Raw genomic sequence first — 15739 nt, forward strand, 5'->3', positions numbered from 1 at the left:
ACCACCCCTTATTTAGCGGATTTACCAGCTTTTCTTAAAATGTGTTCACCTTCGTATCTAATCCCTTTTCCTTTATATGGCTCAGGCTTTCTAATTTTTCTAATATTTGCTGCCACCTGACCTACTAGCTGTTTATCAATCCCCTTTACAACTATCTTCTGAGGATTTTCAACAACAAACTCTATACCCTCAGGTGGTTCAACCACAACTGGGTGTGAAAAACCTAATGATAAATCCAATGCTTTACCTTTCAATGCAGCCCTATAACCAATACCTACAATCTCTAACCTCTTTTCAAAGCCTTTAGAAACCCCTTCAACCATATTATTTATGAGGCTTCTGTAAAGGCCATGGAAAGCTCTTGATTCTTTATTATCATCATGTCTTTTCACAAGAATTTCTTTATCAGTAATTTCAACGCTTATTTTTGGATGTAATTCTCTTTCTAACTTCCCTTTAGGACCTTCAACAATTATTTTATTGTTTTCAACCTTAACATTTACACCACTTGGTATGCTAATTGGTTTTTTTCCTATTCTCGACATTTCCCTCTCCTACCATATTTGGCAAATATATTCGCCGCCAATTTTTTCCTTAATACATTGTTTAACAGTTTTAATTCCACGGGAAGTAGAAACTATACCTGTGCCAAGACCACCCAACACTGGCTTTAAGTTTTTTGATTTTACATACACCCTTCTACCAGGTGTACTAATTCTTTTCAATCCTCTAATAACAGATTCACCAGCAGCATCATACTTGAGGTATAATAATAAACTCTTCTTTACACCTTCATTAAGAATTCTGTAATTTTTAATATACCCTTCTTCTTTCATAATTTCAGCAATTGCTTCCTTAAGTTTTGAATAAGGAATAGCAACTTCTTGTTTTTTTACCATTGTTGCATTTCTGATTCTTGCAAGCATATCAGAAATAGGATCAGTCATTACCATACTCTCTCTCCTTTTGTAATCGATATCCTATTGTGTTACCAACTAGCTTTTCTAACACCAGGGATCAAGCCTTCAGAAGCTAATTTTCTGAAGCAGACCCTGCACATATTAAATCTTCTAATAAAAGCTCTTGGCCTACCACAAATTGGACATCTGTTATATTCTCTTACTTTAAATTTTTTCTTTTTAAATGCACTATAATATTTTGCTTTAGTAGCCACCCTTTTTCCTCCTGGTTATTCTGCAAATGGCATGCCTAAGGCCTTAAGAAGCTCTCTAGCTTCTTCATCTGTCTCGGCAGTAGTAGTAATAATAATATCAAATCCACGGATTTTATCTATCTTATCGTAGTCTATTTCAGGGAATACAATCTGTTCTTTAATTCCCATTGCATAATTACCTCTACCATCAAAGGAGTTTGGATTTACTCCTCTAAAGTCACGAACCCTTGCCAATGCGATGTTAAATAGCCTATACAAAAATTCGTAGGCTCTTACACCTCTCAATGTCACTTTACAACCAATAGGCATCCCTTCTCTTAATTTAAAACCAGCAATTGATTTCCTAGCTCTTGTCACCACTGGTTTTTGCCCAGCAATCAGCATCATATCATTAACAGCATTCTCAAGCACTTTTGGATTGCTAATAGCCTCACCAACTCCCATATTCAAAACAACTTTTTCAATTTTGGGTACCTGCATAACATTTTTGTACCCAAATTTTTCCATTAAATATGGGATAACTTCTTTTTTATATTTTTCCAGTAAAACACTCATTTCACCGCTCCACCATTAATCTTTATCTACAATCTCGCCACAGCTTTTGCAAAATCTTTGCTTTTTACCATCATCTAAAAGCTTATAACCTAATCTAACACCTTTATCGCACTTTTTACAAAAGTACATAACATTTGAAATATCTACAGGCATTTCTTTCTCTATAATCCCACCATCAGGATTCAGTGGGTTTGGTTTCATATGTCTTTTTACAACATTTACATTTTCAACAATTACTTTTCCTTTTTTCCTATCTACTTTTAATATCTTACCAGTCTTACCTTTATCTTTGCCTGCAATAACAACAACTTCGTCATCTTTTTTCAATTTATACTTAACAGCCATCTAATTTCCTCCTAAAGAACTTCAGGCGCCATTGAAACTATTCTTAAAAACCCTTTAGATCTAAGCTCTCTAGCTACAGGTCCAAAAACCCTTGTCCCAATAGGCTCTAAGTTTTTATTAAGCAGAACTGCAGCATTTTCATCAAATTTAATATATGTACCATCGGGACGTCTTCTTTCCTTAGTTGTTCTCACAACTACAGCTTTAACCACAGATCCTTTCTTAATATTACTATCAGGTATGGTAGATTTAACACTTGCCACTATAACATCACCAACAGTGGCATATTTTTTCTTACTACCACCTAATACTTTAATACACATAATTTCTTTAGCACCTGAGTTGTCAGCAACTTTTAATCTTGTCTGCATCTGTATCATAAGCTACTCCCATTAATCATTTAAACTGGCGGGTCTTTCAATTATTTTACTGACACGCCATCTTTTTCTCTTACTGAGAGGTCTAGTCTCTATAATCTCAACAATATCACCAATTCTGCACTCATTATTCTCGTCATGTGCCATAAACTTTTTACTTCTTCTAATAAACTTATGATATTTTGGGTGCAACTTTAATGTTTCTACTTTTACAACAACAGATTTATCCATTCTGTCACTGACAACTACACCCCTTCTAATCTTCCTTCTTTTCCTACTTTCCATATTGCCCCTCTAATTCATATTCTCTCAAAATTGTTTTAATTCTTGCTATATCTCTTCTGGTTTCCCTAATTTGTGCTGTGTTTTCTAAATCACCTGTAGCAAGTTTAAACTTTAATCTGAAGAGATTTTCTTTGAGCTCTCTCTCTTTTTTCCTGAGCTCATCTATACTCAATTTTCTCAATTCAGAAGCTTTCATTACTCAACCTCCTCAAAATCAGACTTTTTAACAAATTTACATTTAACAGGCAATTTATGTGAGGCGAGTCTGAAAGCTTCACGAGCTTGTGCTTCAGTAACACCAGAAATTTCATAAAGCATTGTACCTTCTTTTACTGGTGCTACATAATATTCCACAGCACCTTTACCTTTACCCATCCTTGTTTCAGCAGGCTTCTTTGTTATAGGCTTGTGAGGAAAAATTCTAATAATAACCTTTCCTCCACGCTTAACATAACGAGTAATGGCAATCCTCGCAGCTTCAATTTGCCTACTTGTAATTTTCCCTTTTGACATAGCCTGCAAGCCGTATTCACCAAATTCTACTTTATTCCCTTTAGTGGCTTTCCCTTTTATTCTGCCTTTGAAAACCTTCCTATATTTTAATCTCTTAGGCATTAACATCGCTATCTACTCCCGCTGCTAATTTCTCTTTTTTTTCAACAATTTCACCTTTAAATATCCATACTTTTACGCCAATAATTCCATATGTTGTCAACGCTTCAGCAAAACCATAATCTATATCTGCTCTAATTGTCTGAAGAGGCACTCTACCTCTAATATACCATTCAGTCCTTGCCATTTCAGCACCAGCAAGTCTTCCTGAGCATGCTATTTTAATCCCTTGAGCTCCACCTTTTAATGCTTGCAACACAGCTTTCTTCATTGCTCTTCTAAAAGCAACCCTTCTCTCAATCTGCATAGCAACATTTTCAGCAACTAGCTGTGCATCAATTTCAGGCTTTTTAACCTCTCTAATAACAACAGTAACATCGTTTTCAGTCAATTTCTTTAATTCTTTCTTTAAATTCTCTATCTCTGCACCTTTTTTCCCAATAACAATACCAGGCCTACTTGTATTCAAAATAATTCTTAATTTAGAGCCCATTCTTTCTACAATAATGCTAGATAGACCAGCCTGCTTTAATCTTTCCTTTAAAAATTTTCTAATTTTAAGATCTTCCATCAACTTTTCACGGTATTCTTTTTTACCGTAAAACCATACTGACTTCCAATCTTTATTTATCCCTAATCTAAATCCTATAGGATGAACCTTCTGACCCACTATTCACCTCCACCTATTCTGCCAGAACAATTGTTATATGGCTGGTCCTTTTTCTTATTAATGTGGCTCTACCGTAGGCTCTAGGCATATATCTTTTCCATGTTGGACCACCATCAATTCTAATTTCTTTAATATACAATTTAGAAACATCTTTAACGCCATGATTCTCTTCTGCGTTAGCCATTGCTGATTTTAAAACTTTAGCAATCATACCTGCTGCTTTTTTATTTGTAAATTTCAAAATTGCCATAGCTTCATCAACATTTTTACCTCTTACCAAATCAGCAACTGGCCTCGCCTTTCTTGGTGATATCCTAAAATATTTTCCTACTGCTTTAGCTACCATCGGAATCCTCTCTATCTGCCCTTAACTTTTTTATCTTCTTTCTTATGACCTTTGAAAGTACGGGTAAAAGAAAATTCACCTAACTTATGCCCAACCATATTCTCAGTTACATACACAGGAACAAACTTTCTACCATTATGCACTGCAAAGGTCAATCCAACCATCTCAGGAATGATTGTACTTCTTCTAGACCATGTCTTAATAACTTTTTTATCACCAGTTTCCTTAGCTTTTAATACCTTTTTTAACAAATGCTCATCAACAAAGGGTCCTTTCTTAGATGACCTAGGCACACTTTCCTCCTTTATTTACGCCTGGATACAATATATTTATCCGAAGGTTTATTTTTCTTACGTGTCTTATAACCTTTAGTAGGTTTACCCCAAGGAGTTACAGGATGGCGACCACCTTTTGACCTACCTTCACCACCACCATGTGGGTGATCAATTGGGTTCATTGCTGTACCCCTAACAGTAGGTCTAATACCAAGCCATCTACTCCTACCAGCTTTACCAATTTTAATATTTTCATGATCAGGGTTAGATACCTGACCAATAGTAGCTTTACATTCAGCTAATATTAATCTGATTTCACCAGAAGGTAATCTTACGTGGCAGTACTTACCTTCCTTTGATAAAAGCTGAGCATATGTACCAGCTGACCTAGCAAGCTGTCCACCTTTACCAGGTCTCATCTCAATATTATGAATAACTGTACCAACAGGTATATCTTTCAATTTTAACGCATTACCTGGCTTAATATCAGCACCCTGACCGCTTAAAATTGTATCACCAACTTTAATGCCCAATGGTGCTATAATATACCTTTTTTCACCATCAGAATATGCAAGGAGAGCAATCCTTGCACTTCTATTTGGGTCATATTCAATAGACTTAACAGTTGCAGGAATGCCATCCTTATCTCTCTTAAAATCGATAATTCTATAAAGTCTCTTATGACCACCACCTTTATGTCTTACAGTAATTCTTCCATAATTATTTCTTCCAGATTTTTTCTTAAGTGGTACAACAAGAGATTTTTCTGGTTCAGTTTTTGTAATTTCTGCAAAATCTGAACCAGTCCTAAATCTCATACCTGGAGATGTTGGTTTATATGTCTTAATACCCATCCTTAGCCTCTCTTACACAAACTCTAATTTTTGATCTTTTTCCAATACAACTATAGCTTTTTTCCAATCTTTTCTTCTACCCATTATAAGCCCAAATCTTTTCTTTTTCCCTTTGTAATTCATACACCTTACATCTTTAACTTTTACATTAAAGAGTTTCTCAACAGCCTCTTTTACCTGATATTTGTTAGCTCTTCTATCCACTGCAAATACAACTTGATTATACTTTTCCTTAAGATCAATCGCTTTTTCTGTAACTATAGGTTTTTTAATAATATCGTAAATACTAAGCATTTGCTAAGACCTCCGTAATCCTTGGAAGGCAATCCTCTAGCATCAATATTGTCCTTGCGTTGATTACATCATATACATTTAGCCCTTTTACATTTAATAACTTTACATAAGGCAAATTCCTGAATGCCCTAATTACTTTTTCATCTACTTCATTGTAAACAATCAGTACTTTCCTATCTGCATTAAAATTATTCAAAATAGCTACTGCTTCTTTGGTTTTCCCATTTTCTACAGTTAAACTATCAATAATTTTCAATGCCCCATCATTAAGCTTGGCCCTTAATGCTGATTTTAAAGCATTCTTTACCTTTTTCTTAGGCATCTTATAAGAATAATCTCTTGGCTTAGGTCCAAAAATTGTTCCACCACCAACCCAAAGTGGTGATCTAATTGAACCAACCCTTGCTCTACCTGTCCCTTTTTGTCTCCATGGTTTTCTACCACCACCACTTACTTCGCCGCGTGTTTTTGTAGAATGTGTTCCTGCACGACGGCATGCAAGCTGCATTACTACTACTTCGTGCATCAACCATGGTTTCACAGGATAGTTTAATATTTCATCACTCACTTCAATATCTTTCACTTTTTTATTTTCTTGATTTAACACTTCTAACACAGCCATGGCAACCTCTTACGCTCTCTTCCTTGCTTTAATTGCTTTTCTTACAAACACAACACTATTGTTATGTCCAGGAACAGCACCTTTAACCAACACAAGATTTTTATCAGGTATAACTTTTACTACCTCTAAATTCATAACTGTGACTTTGTCACCACCCATTCTACCTGGCATCTTTCTCCCTTTAGGAGTCTCACCAGGAAATTCACACATCCCGATAGAACCAGGTGCCCTGTGAAATTTTGAACCATGTGAAGCAGGTCCACCTGCAAATCCATGCCTTTTAATAACCCCTTGGAACCCCTTACCTTTAGAGATTCCCTGAACATCCACAAAGTCACCTTCTTTAAATATTTCCACAGTGACTTCCTGACCTTCACTATATTCATCAGGGTTATCTACTTTTACTTCTTTTAAATATTTCAATGGCTCAACATTATGTTTTTTAAAATGGCCAAGCATAGGCTTGTTAACTTTTTTAATTTTAACAAGCTTTTCAAAACCTAACTGCAGGGCATTGTAACCATCTTTCTCTTTTGTTTTTTTCTGTACTACAACGCAAGGACCTAATTGCAACACTGTTACAGGAATTACTGTACCTTCCGAAGTAAAAATTTGGGTCATCCCAATTTTTTTACCTAACAATCCGTTCAACATATCCTGCCCTACCTTTTATAATTTTATTTCCACATCCACACCAGCTGATAACTCTAACTTCATTAATGCATCAATTGTTTGTGGATTAAACTCATAAATATCTATAAGTCTTTTATGCGTCCTTAATTCAAACTGCTCTCTAGACCTCTTATTAACATGAGGAGATCTAATAACTGTAAAAATCTCCTTTTTAGTTGGCAAAGGTACAGGACCGACAACACGCGCGCCGGTCCTCTTTGCTGTATTTACAATATCTTTTACTGCTTTGTCAATGATCCTGCTATCAAATGATTTTAATTTTATACGGATCTTTTGATTTTCCATTCCTTTAACCTCTATTCAATAATTTCAGTAACAACACCAGCACCTACTGTCCTACCACCTTCACGAATAGCAAATCTCAACCCTTGCTCCATCGCGATTGGCTGGATCAACTCTACCTCACAGCTGATGTTGTCCCCTGGCATTACCATCTCTACGCCCTCTGGCAATGTAATCACACCTGTAACGTCTGTTGTCCTAAAGTAGAACTGTGGTCTGTATCCACTGAAAAATGGGGTATGACGTCCACCTTCTTCCTTAGTCAATATATACGCCTCACACTTAAACTTCCTGTGTGGTGTTATACTACCTGGCTCAGCCAATACCTGACCACGCTCAACCTCATCCTTCTTAATACCTCTCAATAACACACCAATGTTATCTCCAGCTACACCCTCATCCAAAATCTTACGGAACATCTCTACACCAGTAACTACTGTCTTCTGAGTCTCTCTCAATCCTACGATCTCTACTTCGTCTCCTACTTTAACTTTACCTCTCTCTACTCTACCTGTTACAACTGTACCCCTACCTGAAATACTAAATACGTCCTCTATTGGCATCAAGAATGGCTTATCTATATCTCTCTCTGGCAATGGAATATACTCATCCATAGCTTTTATTAAATCCCAGATAGGCTGTGACCACTTCTCATCTTCTGGATTCTCCAACGCTTTCAATGCACTACCTTTAATTACTGGCACTTCATCACCTGGGAACTCATAAGTGCTAAGTAAATCTCTAACCTCAAGCTCTACTAACTCAAGCAATTCCTCATCATCTACCATATCTACTTTGTTCATAAATACTACAATATATGGAACACCTACCTGTCTAGCCAAAAGAATATGTTCTCTTGTCTGAGGCATTGGACCATCTGCTGCACTCACTACCAAGATAGCACCATCCATCTGTGCAGCACCAGTAATCATGTTTTTTACGTAGTCAGCGTGACCAGGACAGTCTACGTGTGCATAGTGTCTTGTCTCACTCTCATACTCTACGTGAGCTGTCGCAATTGTAATACCTCTTTCTCTCTCCTCTGGAGCCTTATCAATATTATCATAATCTGTAAACTCTGCAAAACCTTTAGTAGACAACACTCTTGTAATCGCTGCTGTCAATGTCGTCTTACCATGGTCTACGTGACCTATTGTACCTACGTTTACGTGAGGTTTTTTCCTCTCAAATTTTGCCTTTGCCATTTTTTCCTCCTATATTTCTATGTCCTAGACTTAATTATTTCATCAGCAATATTAGCTGGAACTTCTTCATAATGGTCAAACATCATTGTGTATGTTCCTCTACCCTGTGTCAGAGATCTCAATACTGTAGCGTAACCAAACATTTCCTTAAGTGGAACAAAACATCTAATCACCTGAGCATTTCCTCTTATTTCCATACCTTCTACACGTCCACGTCTTGAGTTAAGATCACCCATTACATCACCGGTATACTCTTCAGGAACAACAACTTCTACTTTCATAATAGGCTCAAGCAATACAGGATCGGCTTTCTTAGCACCATCTTTAAAAGCCATTGAAGCAGCAATTTTAAAAGCCATTTCTGATGAATCCACTTCGTGATATGAACCATCAAAAAGTGTTACTTTAACATCAACTACAGGATATCCTGCAAGAATACCTGTTTCCATTGCTTCTAAAACACCCTTTTCAACTGCAGGGATATATTCCTTAGGTATTGCACCACCTACAATTTTATTTACAAATTCAAATCCGCTACCTGGCTCAATAGGTTCAATCTCAAGCCACACGTGACCATACTGACCACGACCACCTGTTTGTTTAATATACTTACCTTCAATTTTTACAGGCTTTCTTATAGTCTCTCTAAATGCAACTTGTGGCTTACCAATATTAGCATCTACTTTAAATTCTCTCTTTAATCTGTCAACAATAATCTCAAGATGTAGTTCACCCATCCCAGCAATTATTGTCTGACCTGTTTCCTCATCAACTGTTACCTTAAAAGATGGGTCTTCCATAGCAAGTTTGTTCAATGCATTTGAAAGTTTATCTTGATCTGCTTTTGTTTTAGGTTCAATAGCAAGAGATATCACAGGCTCTGGAAACTCTATAGACTCAAGAACTACTGGATTATTTTCATCACAGAGAGTATCACCTGTTGTAGTATATTTTAAGCCAACTGTTGCACAAATATCCCCTGCAAAAATCTCTTTTATCTCTTCCCTCTTATTAGCGTGCATCTTGAGCAATCTACCAACACGCTCTTTTTTATCCTTTGTAGCATTTAAAACATAACTTCCAGCCTCTAAACGTCCAGAATACACTCTAAAATATGTCAACTGCCCCATATACGGATCAGTTAGTATTTTAAATGCTAGTGCTGCAAAAGGTTCATCATCTGAGGTTTTTCTTTCAACTTCCTCACCTGTTTTTGGATTAATACCTTTAATAGGAGGAATATCAAGAGGTGATGGTAAATAAGCAACTACTGCATCAAGAAGAGGCTGAACACCTTTATTTTTGAATGCTGAACCACATAATACAGGTGTAAAATCTATATTAATTGTCCCTTTTCTTAAAGCTGCAACAATCTCTTCCTCAGTAATCTCTTCACCTTCAAAATACTTCTCCATCAACTCATCATCAACTTCACATATAGTTTCAATAAGCTTTTCTCTATATTCATTTGCCTGATCTATATATTCTTCTGGAATATCCACCACATCATACTTAGCCCCAAGCTCATCGCCTGTCCACATAATTGCCTTCATTTTAACAAGGTCAATTACTCCAACAAAAGAATCTTCTGAACCAATAGGCAACTGAATAGCTACAGGTTTTGTACCCAATCTATCAATCATCATCTGAATAACGTTAAAAAAGTCAGCACCTACTCTATCCATTTTATTCACAAAAGCGATTCTTGGAACTCTATACTTATCAGCCTGTCTCCAAACTGTTTCTGACTGTGGTTCAACTCCACCAACAGCACAAAAAACAGCAACAGCACCATCAAGCACTTTCAAAGATCTTTCAACCTCAATTGTAAAATCCACGTGTCCTGGTGTATCGATAATATTTATTCTATATCCATTCCAAAAACACTGGGTGGTAGCAGATGTAATAGTAATCCCTCTTTCCTTCTCCTGCTCCATCCAGTCCATTGTCGCTGTACCTTCATGAACTTCACCAATTTTATAGCTCACACCAGTATAATACAATATTCGCTCAGTAGTTGTAGTCTTACCAGCATCAATATGAGCCATAATACCTATATTTCTTTGTTTCTCTAATGGATACTTCCTTGCCACGTTTGTTCCTCCTAATTACCACCTAAAATGAGCAAAGGCTTTATTAGCTTCTGCCATCCTATGGGTATCTTCTCTTTTCTTAATAGCTGCTCCTTTATTTTCATATGCATCCATAAGCTCATTAGCTAATCTTTCAACCATAGTTCTTTCTCTACGCTCTCTAGCAGCTTTTATAATCCATTTTATTGCAAGGGAAACTTGTCTATCAGGTCTCACTTCAATAGGCACCTGATAAGTAGCACCACCAACTCTTCTTGATTTAACTTCAAGAATTGGTTTTACATTCTCAATTGCTTTCTTAAAAACTTCTATACCTTCTTCACCCTTACGCTCTTTAATTAAATCCATTGCACTATAAAAAATCTTTTCAGCGAGAGTCTTTTTACCATCATACATCAAATTATTGATAAACTTTGTAACCAGCACTTCATTATATACTGGATCAGGAAGAACATCTCTTTTTTTAGCAACTCTTCTTCTTGCCATAGCTACACCCTTCTTACATTATTTTACTTTGGCTTTTTAGCGCCATATTTTGATCTACTTTGCTTCCTATCAGCAACTCCTGCCGCGTCAAGAGCACCTCTAATTATCTTATAACGTATACCTGGAAGGTCTTTTACCCTTCCACCCCTAATAAGCACAACAGAGTGTTCCTGTAAGTTGTGACCGATACCTGGGATATATGCAGTCACTTCCACTCCATTTGTCAACCTTACTCTCGCCACTTTCCTCAAAGCTGAGTTTGGTTTTTTCGGGGTAGTAGTGTACACCCTAACACAAACACCTCTTTTCTGAGGATTCCCTTGCAACGCAGGCGACTTTGTTTTCTTTACAACTTTCTTTCTACCTTTCCTAACTAACTGGTTCAGAGTTGGCACTTAACACCTCCAAATTTATCATAAACATAACTATATTTCTAACCCCATAAAATGAGCGTTAGATATTATCAACCCTTTTTTTCAATGTCAAGAATTTTATTAAATTGCTTTTTTAAACTTAAATTTTTTATTGCGTAAATGTTTCACTCCTGTTCCCGCAGGTATCAATTTACCCATAATAACATTTTCTTTCAAGCCCCTCAAGTAATCTATCTTTCCATTTGAAGCTGCATCTGTAAGCACTTTAGTCGTCTCCTGGAAACTTGCAGCAGATATAAAACTTTCTGTATTCAATGCAGCTTTTGTTATACCCTGTAGTATTGGTCTACCTTGAGGTGGTCTTAACCCTTCTCTTAATAATTCCTCTTGTAACTTTTTAAACTCATGTTTGTAAACTTCTTCATTAGGCATATAATCTGAATCACCTGGATCTTCAATAATAACCTTTCTCATCATCTGTCTTACAATAATTTCAATATGCTTATCATTTATATTTACCCCTTGTTTTCTGTAAACCTCTTGAATTTCACTCACAAGATACTTCTGTAATGCTTCCTCACCAAGAACAGCAAGTATATCGTGAGGATTTACCAAACCATCTACAAGGGCTTCACCAGCTTTTACTCTATCTCCATCCCTAACATTGATATATCTCTGTATCGAAACATTATAAACTTTTTTATCTCCTGTCTCCTCATTCTCTACAATAATCTTTCTCATACCTCTTGCGCCACTTTCTATCTTAACTACACCATCAATTTCAGAAATAATAGCAGGTTCTTTTGGTTTTCTAGCTTCAAACAACTCTGCCACTCTTGGCAAACCAACTGTAATGTCTTTAGTCTTCTGAGTTTCTCTTGGTATCTTAGCAATTACATCACCTGGATATACCTCTTCCCCTTCTTCTACCATAATCATTGCACCAACAGGTAAGATGTATCTCTGTATTGTCTTGTTATCTTTGTTTTTAATAGAAATTCTGGGCTGTCTCTTTTCTTTTGTATTTGAAATTACAACTTTTTGAGCCAAACCAGTAATTGGGTCAATATCTTCTTTTAGTGTCTCCCCTTCAATAATATCACCAAAAGCAACTCGTCCTTCAAACTCTGTCATAATAACTGCTGCAAAAGGATCCCATTCTGCAAGTAAATCACCCTGTTTTACTGTATCACCTTCATTGACAAGCAGTCTCGTTCCGTAAGATATGTTGTATTTCTCAATAGATCTACCATCTTTATCAACAATATGAAGAACACCATTTCTGTTTAATACTACATTAATTCCATTTCTATCTTTCACATATCTCACATCTTCAAACTTAATTGTACCACCAAATTTCGCATTTAGCGTCGACTGTTCAGCTGTTGTAGAAGCAGCACCACCGATATGGAAGGTCCTCATGGTAAGCTGTGTACCAGGTTCACCGATAGACTGAGCAGCTATAATACCCACAGCTTCACCAATTTCCACCTCTCTTCGAGTGGCAAGATCCATTCCGTAACACTTTTTACAAACACCAAACTCCAACTCGCAGGTAAGCACTGAGCGAACTTTAACTCTATCGATACCTGCCTTCTCTATTTTTTCAACTATTTCTTCAGTAATTAATTGATCAGCTTCCACAATTAGTTCATCAGTAACTGGGTCATATATATCCTCAAGTGTATATCTACCAAAAATCCTCTCTCCAAGTGATTCTACAACCTCTGTTCCATCCATAAGAGCAGTCATTTCAATACCACGAATTGTTCCACAATCTTCTTCTGTAACAATCACATCTTGGGATACATCTACAAGTCTTCTTGTCAAATAACCAGCATTAGCAGTTTTCAATGCTGTATCCGCAAGACCTTTTCTCGCACCGTGTGTAGAAATGAAGTATTGTAACACTGTCAATCCATCTCTAAAACTAGCTGTAATTGGTGTTTCAATAATTTCACCTGATGGTTTCGCCATCAGACCTCTCATACCAGCAAGCTGGCTAATCTGAGCTTTAGAACCTCTAGCACCAGAATGTGCCATTACATACACTGGATTATAAAACTTATCACGCTTGTTTTCAGCAGATTTATCACCACCCTGAGATGCAAGGGTTTTCATTAAATATTCTGTAACTTTATCGTTGGTTGATGACCATACGTCGATAATCTGGTTATAACGCTCACCTGCAGTTAATGCACCTTCCCTGTAATGCTCTTCAATCTCTCTTACTTTATCCATTGCCTCTTTAATAAGTGTTTCTCTCTCCGCTGGAATCATTAAGTCATCAATACAAATGGAGAAACCTGCTTTTGTCGCATACTTAAAGCCAAGATCCTTCAAAACATCAAGGAATCTAACAGTATCATAGTTTCCAAGCTTTTTGTATGAGTACTCTACAAGCTTAGTAAGCTCTTTTTTATCAAGCACTTTATTTACAGCTTCAAACTCAATCCCTTTAGGCACTATCTGATAGAAAATTACTCTACCAACTGTTGTATCATAAATTTTTCCATCTATACGTACTTTGATCTCTGCATGTATATCGACAGCATTATTGTCATATGCAATCAATACTTCTTCTGGAGAAGCAAAGAGTTTTCCTTCCCCTTTCGCATTCTTTAACCCTCTTGTAAGATAATAACACCCAAGGACCATATCTTGAGTTGGCACAGCAAGAGGACGTCCGTGAGCAGGAGAAAGAATATTATATGAGGAGAGCATTAACACTCTTGCCTCAGTTTGAGCCTCAATGGAAAGTGGCACGTGTACAGCCATCTGGTCACCGTCAAAGTCAGCGTTAAATGCTGGACAAACAAGAGGGTGAAGTTGAATAGCTTTACCTTCCACTAACACTGGCTCAAATGCTTGGATACCAAGTCTATGAAGTGTAGGTGCACGGTTCAACAGAACAGGATGTTCCCTAATAACCTCTTCCAGAATATCCCAAACTTCTGGACGTTGCTCTTCTACCATTTTTTTAGCCTGTTTAATGGTAGCAGCATATCCTTTTTCTTTTTCTAGTTTGTAATACAAGAATGGCTTAAATAGTTCTAACGCCATTACTTTTGGTAGACCACACTGATGCATTTTCAAATGTGGACCAGCCACAATAACCGATCTACCAGAGTAATCCACCCTTTTACCAAGGAGGTTTTGTCTAAATCTTCCCTGCTTACCTTTAATAACATCACTCAATGATTTAAGAGGTCTCTTATTGGAACCTCTGATTACTCTTCCTCTTCTTCCATTATCAAAAAGAGCATCAACTGCTTCTTGAAGCATCCTTTTTTCATTTCTGATAATTATCTCGGGAGCATTAAGCTCCATCAATTTCTTCAATCTATTATTTCTGTTTATTACTCTTCTATAAAGATCATTCAAATCACTTGTTGCAAACCTACCACCATCTAGGGGAACAAGTGGTCTCAATTCTGGTGGAATTACAGGAATTACATCCAGAATCATCCATTCTGGTTTATTTCCACTTTTCCTGAACCCTTCTATAACCCTTAATCTTTTTGCAATCTTAAGCTTTTTCTGCTGACTACCTGTTTCATGAAGCTCTTTTTTAAGCTCCATAATCAGGATATCTAAGTCCACTTTCTTTAGAAGTTCCTTAATAGCTTCTGCGCCCATTTTAGCCACAAAGGCGTTTGGACCATATTCCTCAACCAGTTTACGATATCTCTCTTCACTCAAAATTTCTTTTTCTTTCAGCGTAGTATTCTTAGGATCAATCACAATGTAAGATTCAAAATAGAGAACCCTTTCAATATCTTTAATATTAAGATCAAGAATAGACCCAATTCTACTTGGAGACCCTTTAAAAAACCAAATATGAGCAACAGGAGTGGCAAGCTCAATATGCCCCATTCTCTCACGTCTTACTTTTGACTGAATAACCTCTACACCACACTTTTCACAAACAATCCCTCTGTGTTTCATTCTTTTATATTTACCGCACAAACACTCCCAGTCCTTAACAGGTCCAAAAATCTTCGCACAAAATAGCCCGTCTCTTTCTGGTTTAAATGTTCTATAATTAATGGTCTCAGGTTTTGTAACTTCACCTGAAGACCAACTCCTGATTTTTTCAGGTGATGCTATTCTTACCCTAATAGCATCAAATTCTATAGGGCCTTTTTCAATTTCAAAAGGGTTTACTCTTTTAACAGCCACTTAGCCCTCCACAAA

General features: G+C 36.7%; 22 protein-coding genes. All 22 read right to left on the bottom strand.

Going from position 1 to position 15739, the window contains the following annotated elements:
* Positions 1-8: 8 nt before the first annotated feature.
* Positions 9-545 (bottom strand): 50S ribosomal protein L6, encoded by a 537-nt coding sequence (rplF, locus tag FHQ18_RS04685; protein WP_149266014.1) that lies wholly within the window; start codon positions 543-545, stop codon positions 9-11.
* A gap of 9 nt (positions 546-554) precedes the next feature.
* On the bottom strand, positions 555-953 hold the full coding sequence (gene rpsH / locus FHQ18_RS04690; protein ID WP_149266015.1) for a 30S ribosomal protein S8: 399 nt from the start codon (positions 951-953) through the stop codon (positions 555-557).
* 35 nt (positions 954-988) lie between these two features.
* Positions 989-1174 (bottom strand): type Z 30S ribosomal protein S14, encoded by a 186-nt coding sequence (locus FHQ18_RS04695; protein WP_149266016.1) that lies wholly within the window; start codon positions 1172-1174, stop codon positions 989-991.
* A 15-nt stretch (positions 1175-1189) separates the two neighbouring features.
* Positions 1190-1729 carry a 50S ribosomal protein L5 gene (rplE, locus tag FHQ18_RS04700; RefSeq protein WP_149266017.1) on the bottom strand — a complete coding sequence of 180 codons (540 nt, stop codon included), beginning with the start codon at positions 1727-1729 and terminating at the stop codon, positions 1190-1192.
* 15 nt (positions 1730-1744) lie between these two features.
* On the bottom strand, positions 1745-2074 hold the full coding sequence (rplX, locus tag FHQ18_RS04705; protein ID WP_149266018.1) for a 50S ribosomal protein L24: 330 nt from the start codon (positions 2072-2074) through the stop codon (positions 1745-1747).
* Between the two features lie 11 nt (positions 2075-2085).
* Complete coding sequence (rplN, locus tag FHQ18_RS04710; RefSeq protein WP_149266019.1) at positions 2086-2454, bottom strand: 50S ribosomal protein L14; 369 nt, start codon at positions 2452-2454, stop codon at positions 2086-2088.
* 12 nt (positions 2455-2466) lie between these two features.
* On the bottom strand, positions 2467-2736 hold the full coding sequence (rpsQ, locus tag FHQ18_RS04715) for a 30S ribosomal protein S17 (RefSeq protein WP_149266020.1): 270 nt from the start codon (positions 2734-2736) through the stop codon (positions 2467-2469).
* Positions 2726-2932, bottom strand: a complete 207-nt coding sequence (gene rpmC, locus FHQ18_RS04720) for a 50S ribosomal protein L29 (protein ID WP_149266021.1) — start codon at positions 2930-2932, stop codon at positions 2726-2728. Before rpmC ends, rpsQ begins: the two co-directional genes overlap by 11 nt.
* Entirely contained in the window at positions 2932-3357 is a 426-nt protein-coding gene (gene rplP, locus FHQ18_RS04725) for a 50S ribosomal protein L16 (protein WP_149266022.1), read from the bottom strand. Before rplP ends, rpmC begins: the two co-directional genes overlap by 1 nt.
* Complete coding sequence (gene rpsC, locus FHQ18_RS04730) at positions 3344-4018, bottom strand: 30S ribosomal protein S3 (protein WP_149266023.1); 675 nt, start codon at positions 4016-4018, stop codon at positions 3344-3346. Before rpsC ends, rplP begins: the two co-directional genes overlap by 14 nt.
* 13 nt (positions 4019-4031) lie before the next feature.
* Complete coding sequence (gene rplV, locus FHQ18_RS04735) at positions 4032-4364, bottom strand: 50S ribosomal protein L22 (protein WP_149266024.1); 333 nt, start codon at positions 4362-4364, stop codon at positions 4032-4034.
* Positions 4365-4375: 11 nt separating this feature from the next.
* Positions 4376-4657, bottom strand: coding sequence for a 30S ribosomal protein S19 (rpsS, locus tag FHQ18_RS04740; RefSeq protein ID WP_149266025.1), 282 nt, complete (start codon positions 4655-4657; stop codon positions 4376-4378).
* An 11-nt stretch (positions 4658-4668) separates the two neighbouring features.
* The gene (rplB, locus tag FHQ18_RS04745) at positions 4669-5493 is read right to left on the bottom strand and encodes a 50S ribosomal protein L2 (protein ID WP_149266026.1); all 825 of its coding nucleotides are present in this window, start codon (positions 5491-5493) and stop codon (positions 4669-4671) included.
* Positions 5494-5505: 12 nt separating this feature from the next.
* On the bottom strand, positions 5506-5787 hold the full coding sequence (rplW, locus tag FHQ18_RS04750) for a 50S ribosomal protein L23 (RefSeq protein WP_149266027.1): 282 nt from the start codon (positions 5785-5787) through the stop codon (positions 5506-5508).
* Positions 5780-6409 (bottom strand): 50S ribosomal protein L4, encoded by a 630-nt coding sequence (rplD, locus tag FHQ18_RS04755; protein ID WP_149266028.1) that lies wholly within the window; start codon positions 6407-6409, stop codon positions 5780-5782. Before rplD ends, rplW begins: the two co-directional genes overlap by 8 nt.
* Before the next feature lie 9 nt (positions 6410-6418).
* A complete protein-coding gene (gene rplC, locus FHQ18_RS04760; RefSeq protein ID WP_149266029.1) occupies positions 6419-7063 on the bottom strand; it encodes a 50S ribosomal protein L3 in 645 nt (214 codons plus the stop codon).
* Positions 7064-7078: 15 nt separating this feature from the next.
* Positions 7079-7387: a 30S ribosomal protein S10 gene (gene rpsJ, locus FHQ18_RS04765; protein ID WP_149266030.1), complete on the bottom strand. Its 309-nt coding sequence runs from the start codon at positions 7385-7387 to the stop codon at positions 7079-7081.
* Between the two features lie 11 nt (positions 7388-7398).
* The gene (tuf, locus tag FHQ18_RS04770; protein ID WP_149266031.1) at positions 7399-8589 is read right to left on the bottom strand and encodes an elongation factor Tu; all 1191 of its coding nucleotides are present in this window, start codon (positions 8587-8589) and stop codon (positions 7399-7401) included.
* Between the two features lie 17 nt (positions 8590-8606).
* Positions 8607-10682 carry an elongation factor G gene (gene fusA / locus FHQ18_RS04775; protein ID WP_149266032.1) on the bottom strand — a complete coding sequence of 692 codons (2076 nt, stop codon included), beginning with the start codon at positions 10680-10682 and terminating at the stop codon, positions 8607-8609.
* A gap of 15 nt (positions 10683-10697) precedes the next feature.
* Complete coding sequence (gene rpsG / locus FHQ18_RS04780; protein WP_149266033.1) at positions 10698-11168, bottom strand: 30S ribosomal protein S7; 471 nt, start codon at positions 11166-11168, stop codon at positions 10698-10700.
* A gap of 23 nt (positions 11169-11191) precedes the next feature.
* Positions 11192-11563 carry a 30S ribosomal protein S12 gene (gene rpsL, locus FHQ18_RS04785; protein WP_149266034.1) on the bottom strand — a complete coding sequence of 124 codons (372 nt, stop codon included), beginning with the start codon at positions 11561-11563 and terminating at the stop codon, positions 11192-11194.
* Positions 11564-11662: 99 nt separating this feature from the next.
* On the bottom strand, positions 11663-15724 hold the full coding sequence (gene rpoC / locus FHQ18_RS04790) for a DNA-directed RNA polymerase subunit beta' (protein ID WP_149266035.1): 4062 nt from the start codon (positions 15722-15724) through the stop codon (positions 11663-11665).
* Between the last annotated feature and the right edge of the window lie 15 nt (positions 15725-15739).

This window comes from Deferribacter autotrophicus (assembly GCF_008362905.1).
Taxonomy (GTDB): domain Bacteria; phylum Chrysiogenota; class Deferribacteres; order Deferribacterales; family Deferribacteraceae; genus Deferribacter; species Deferribacter autotrophicus.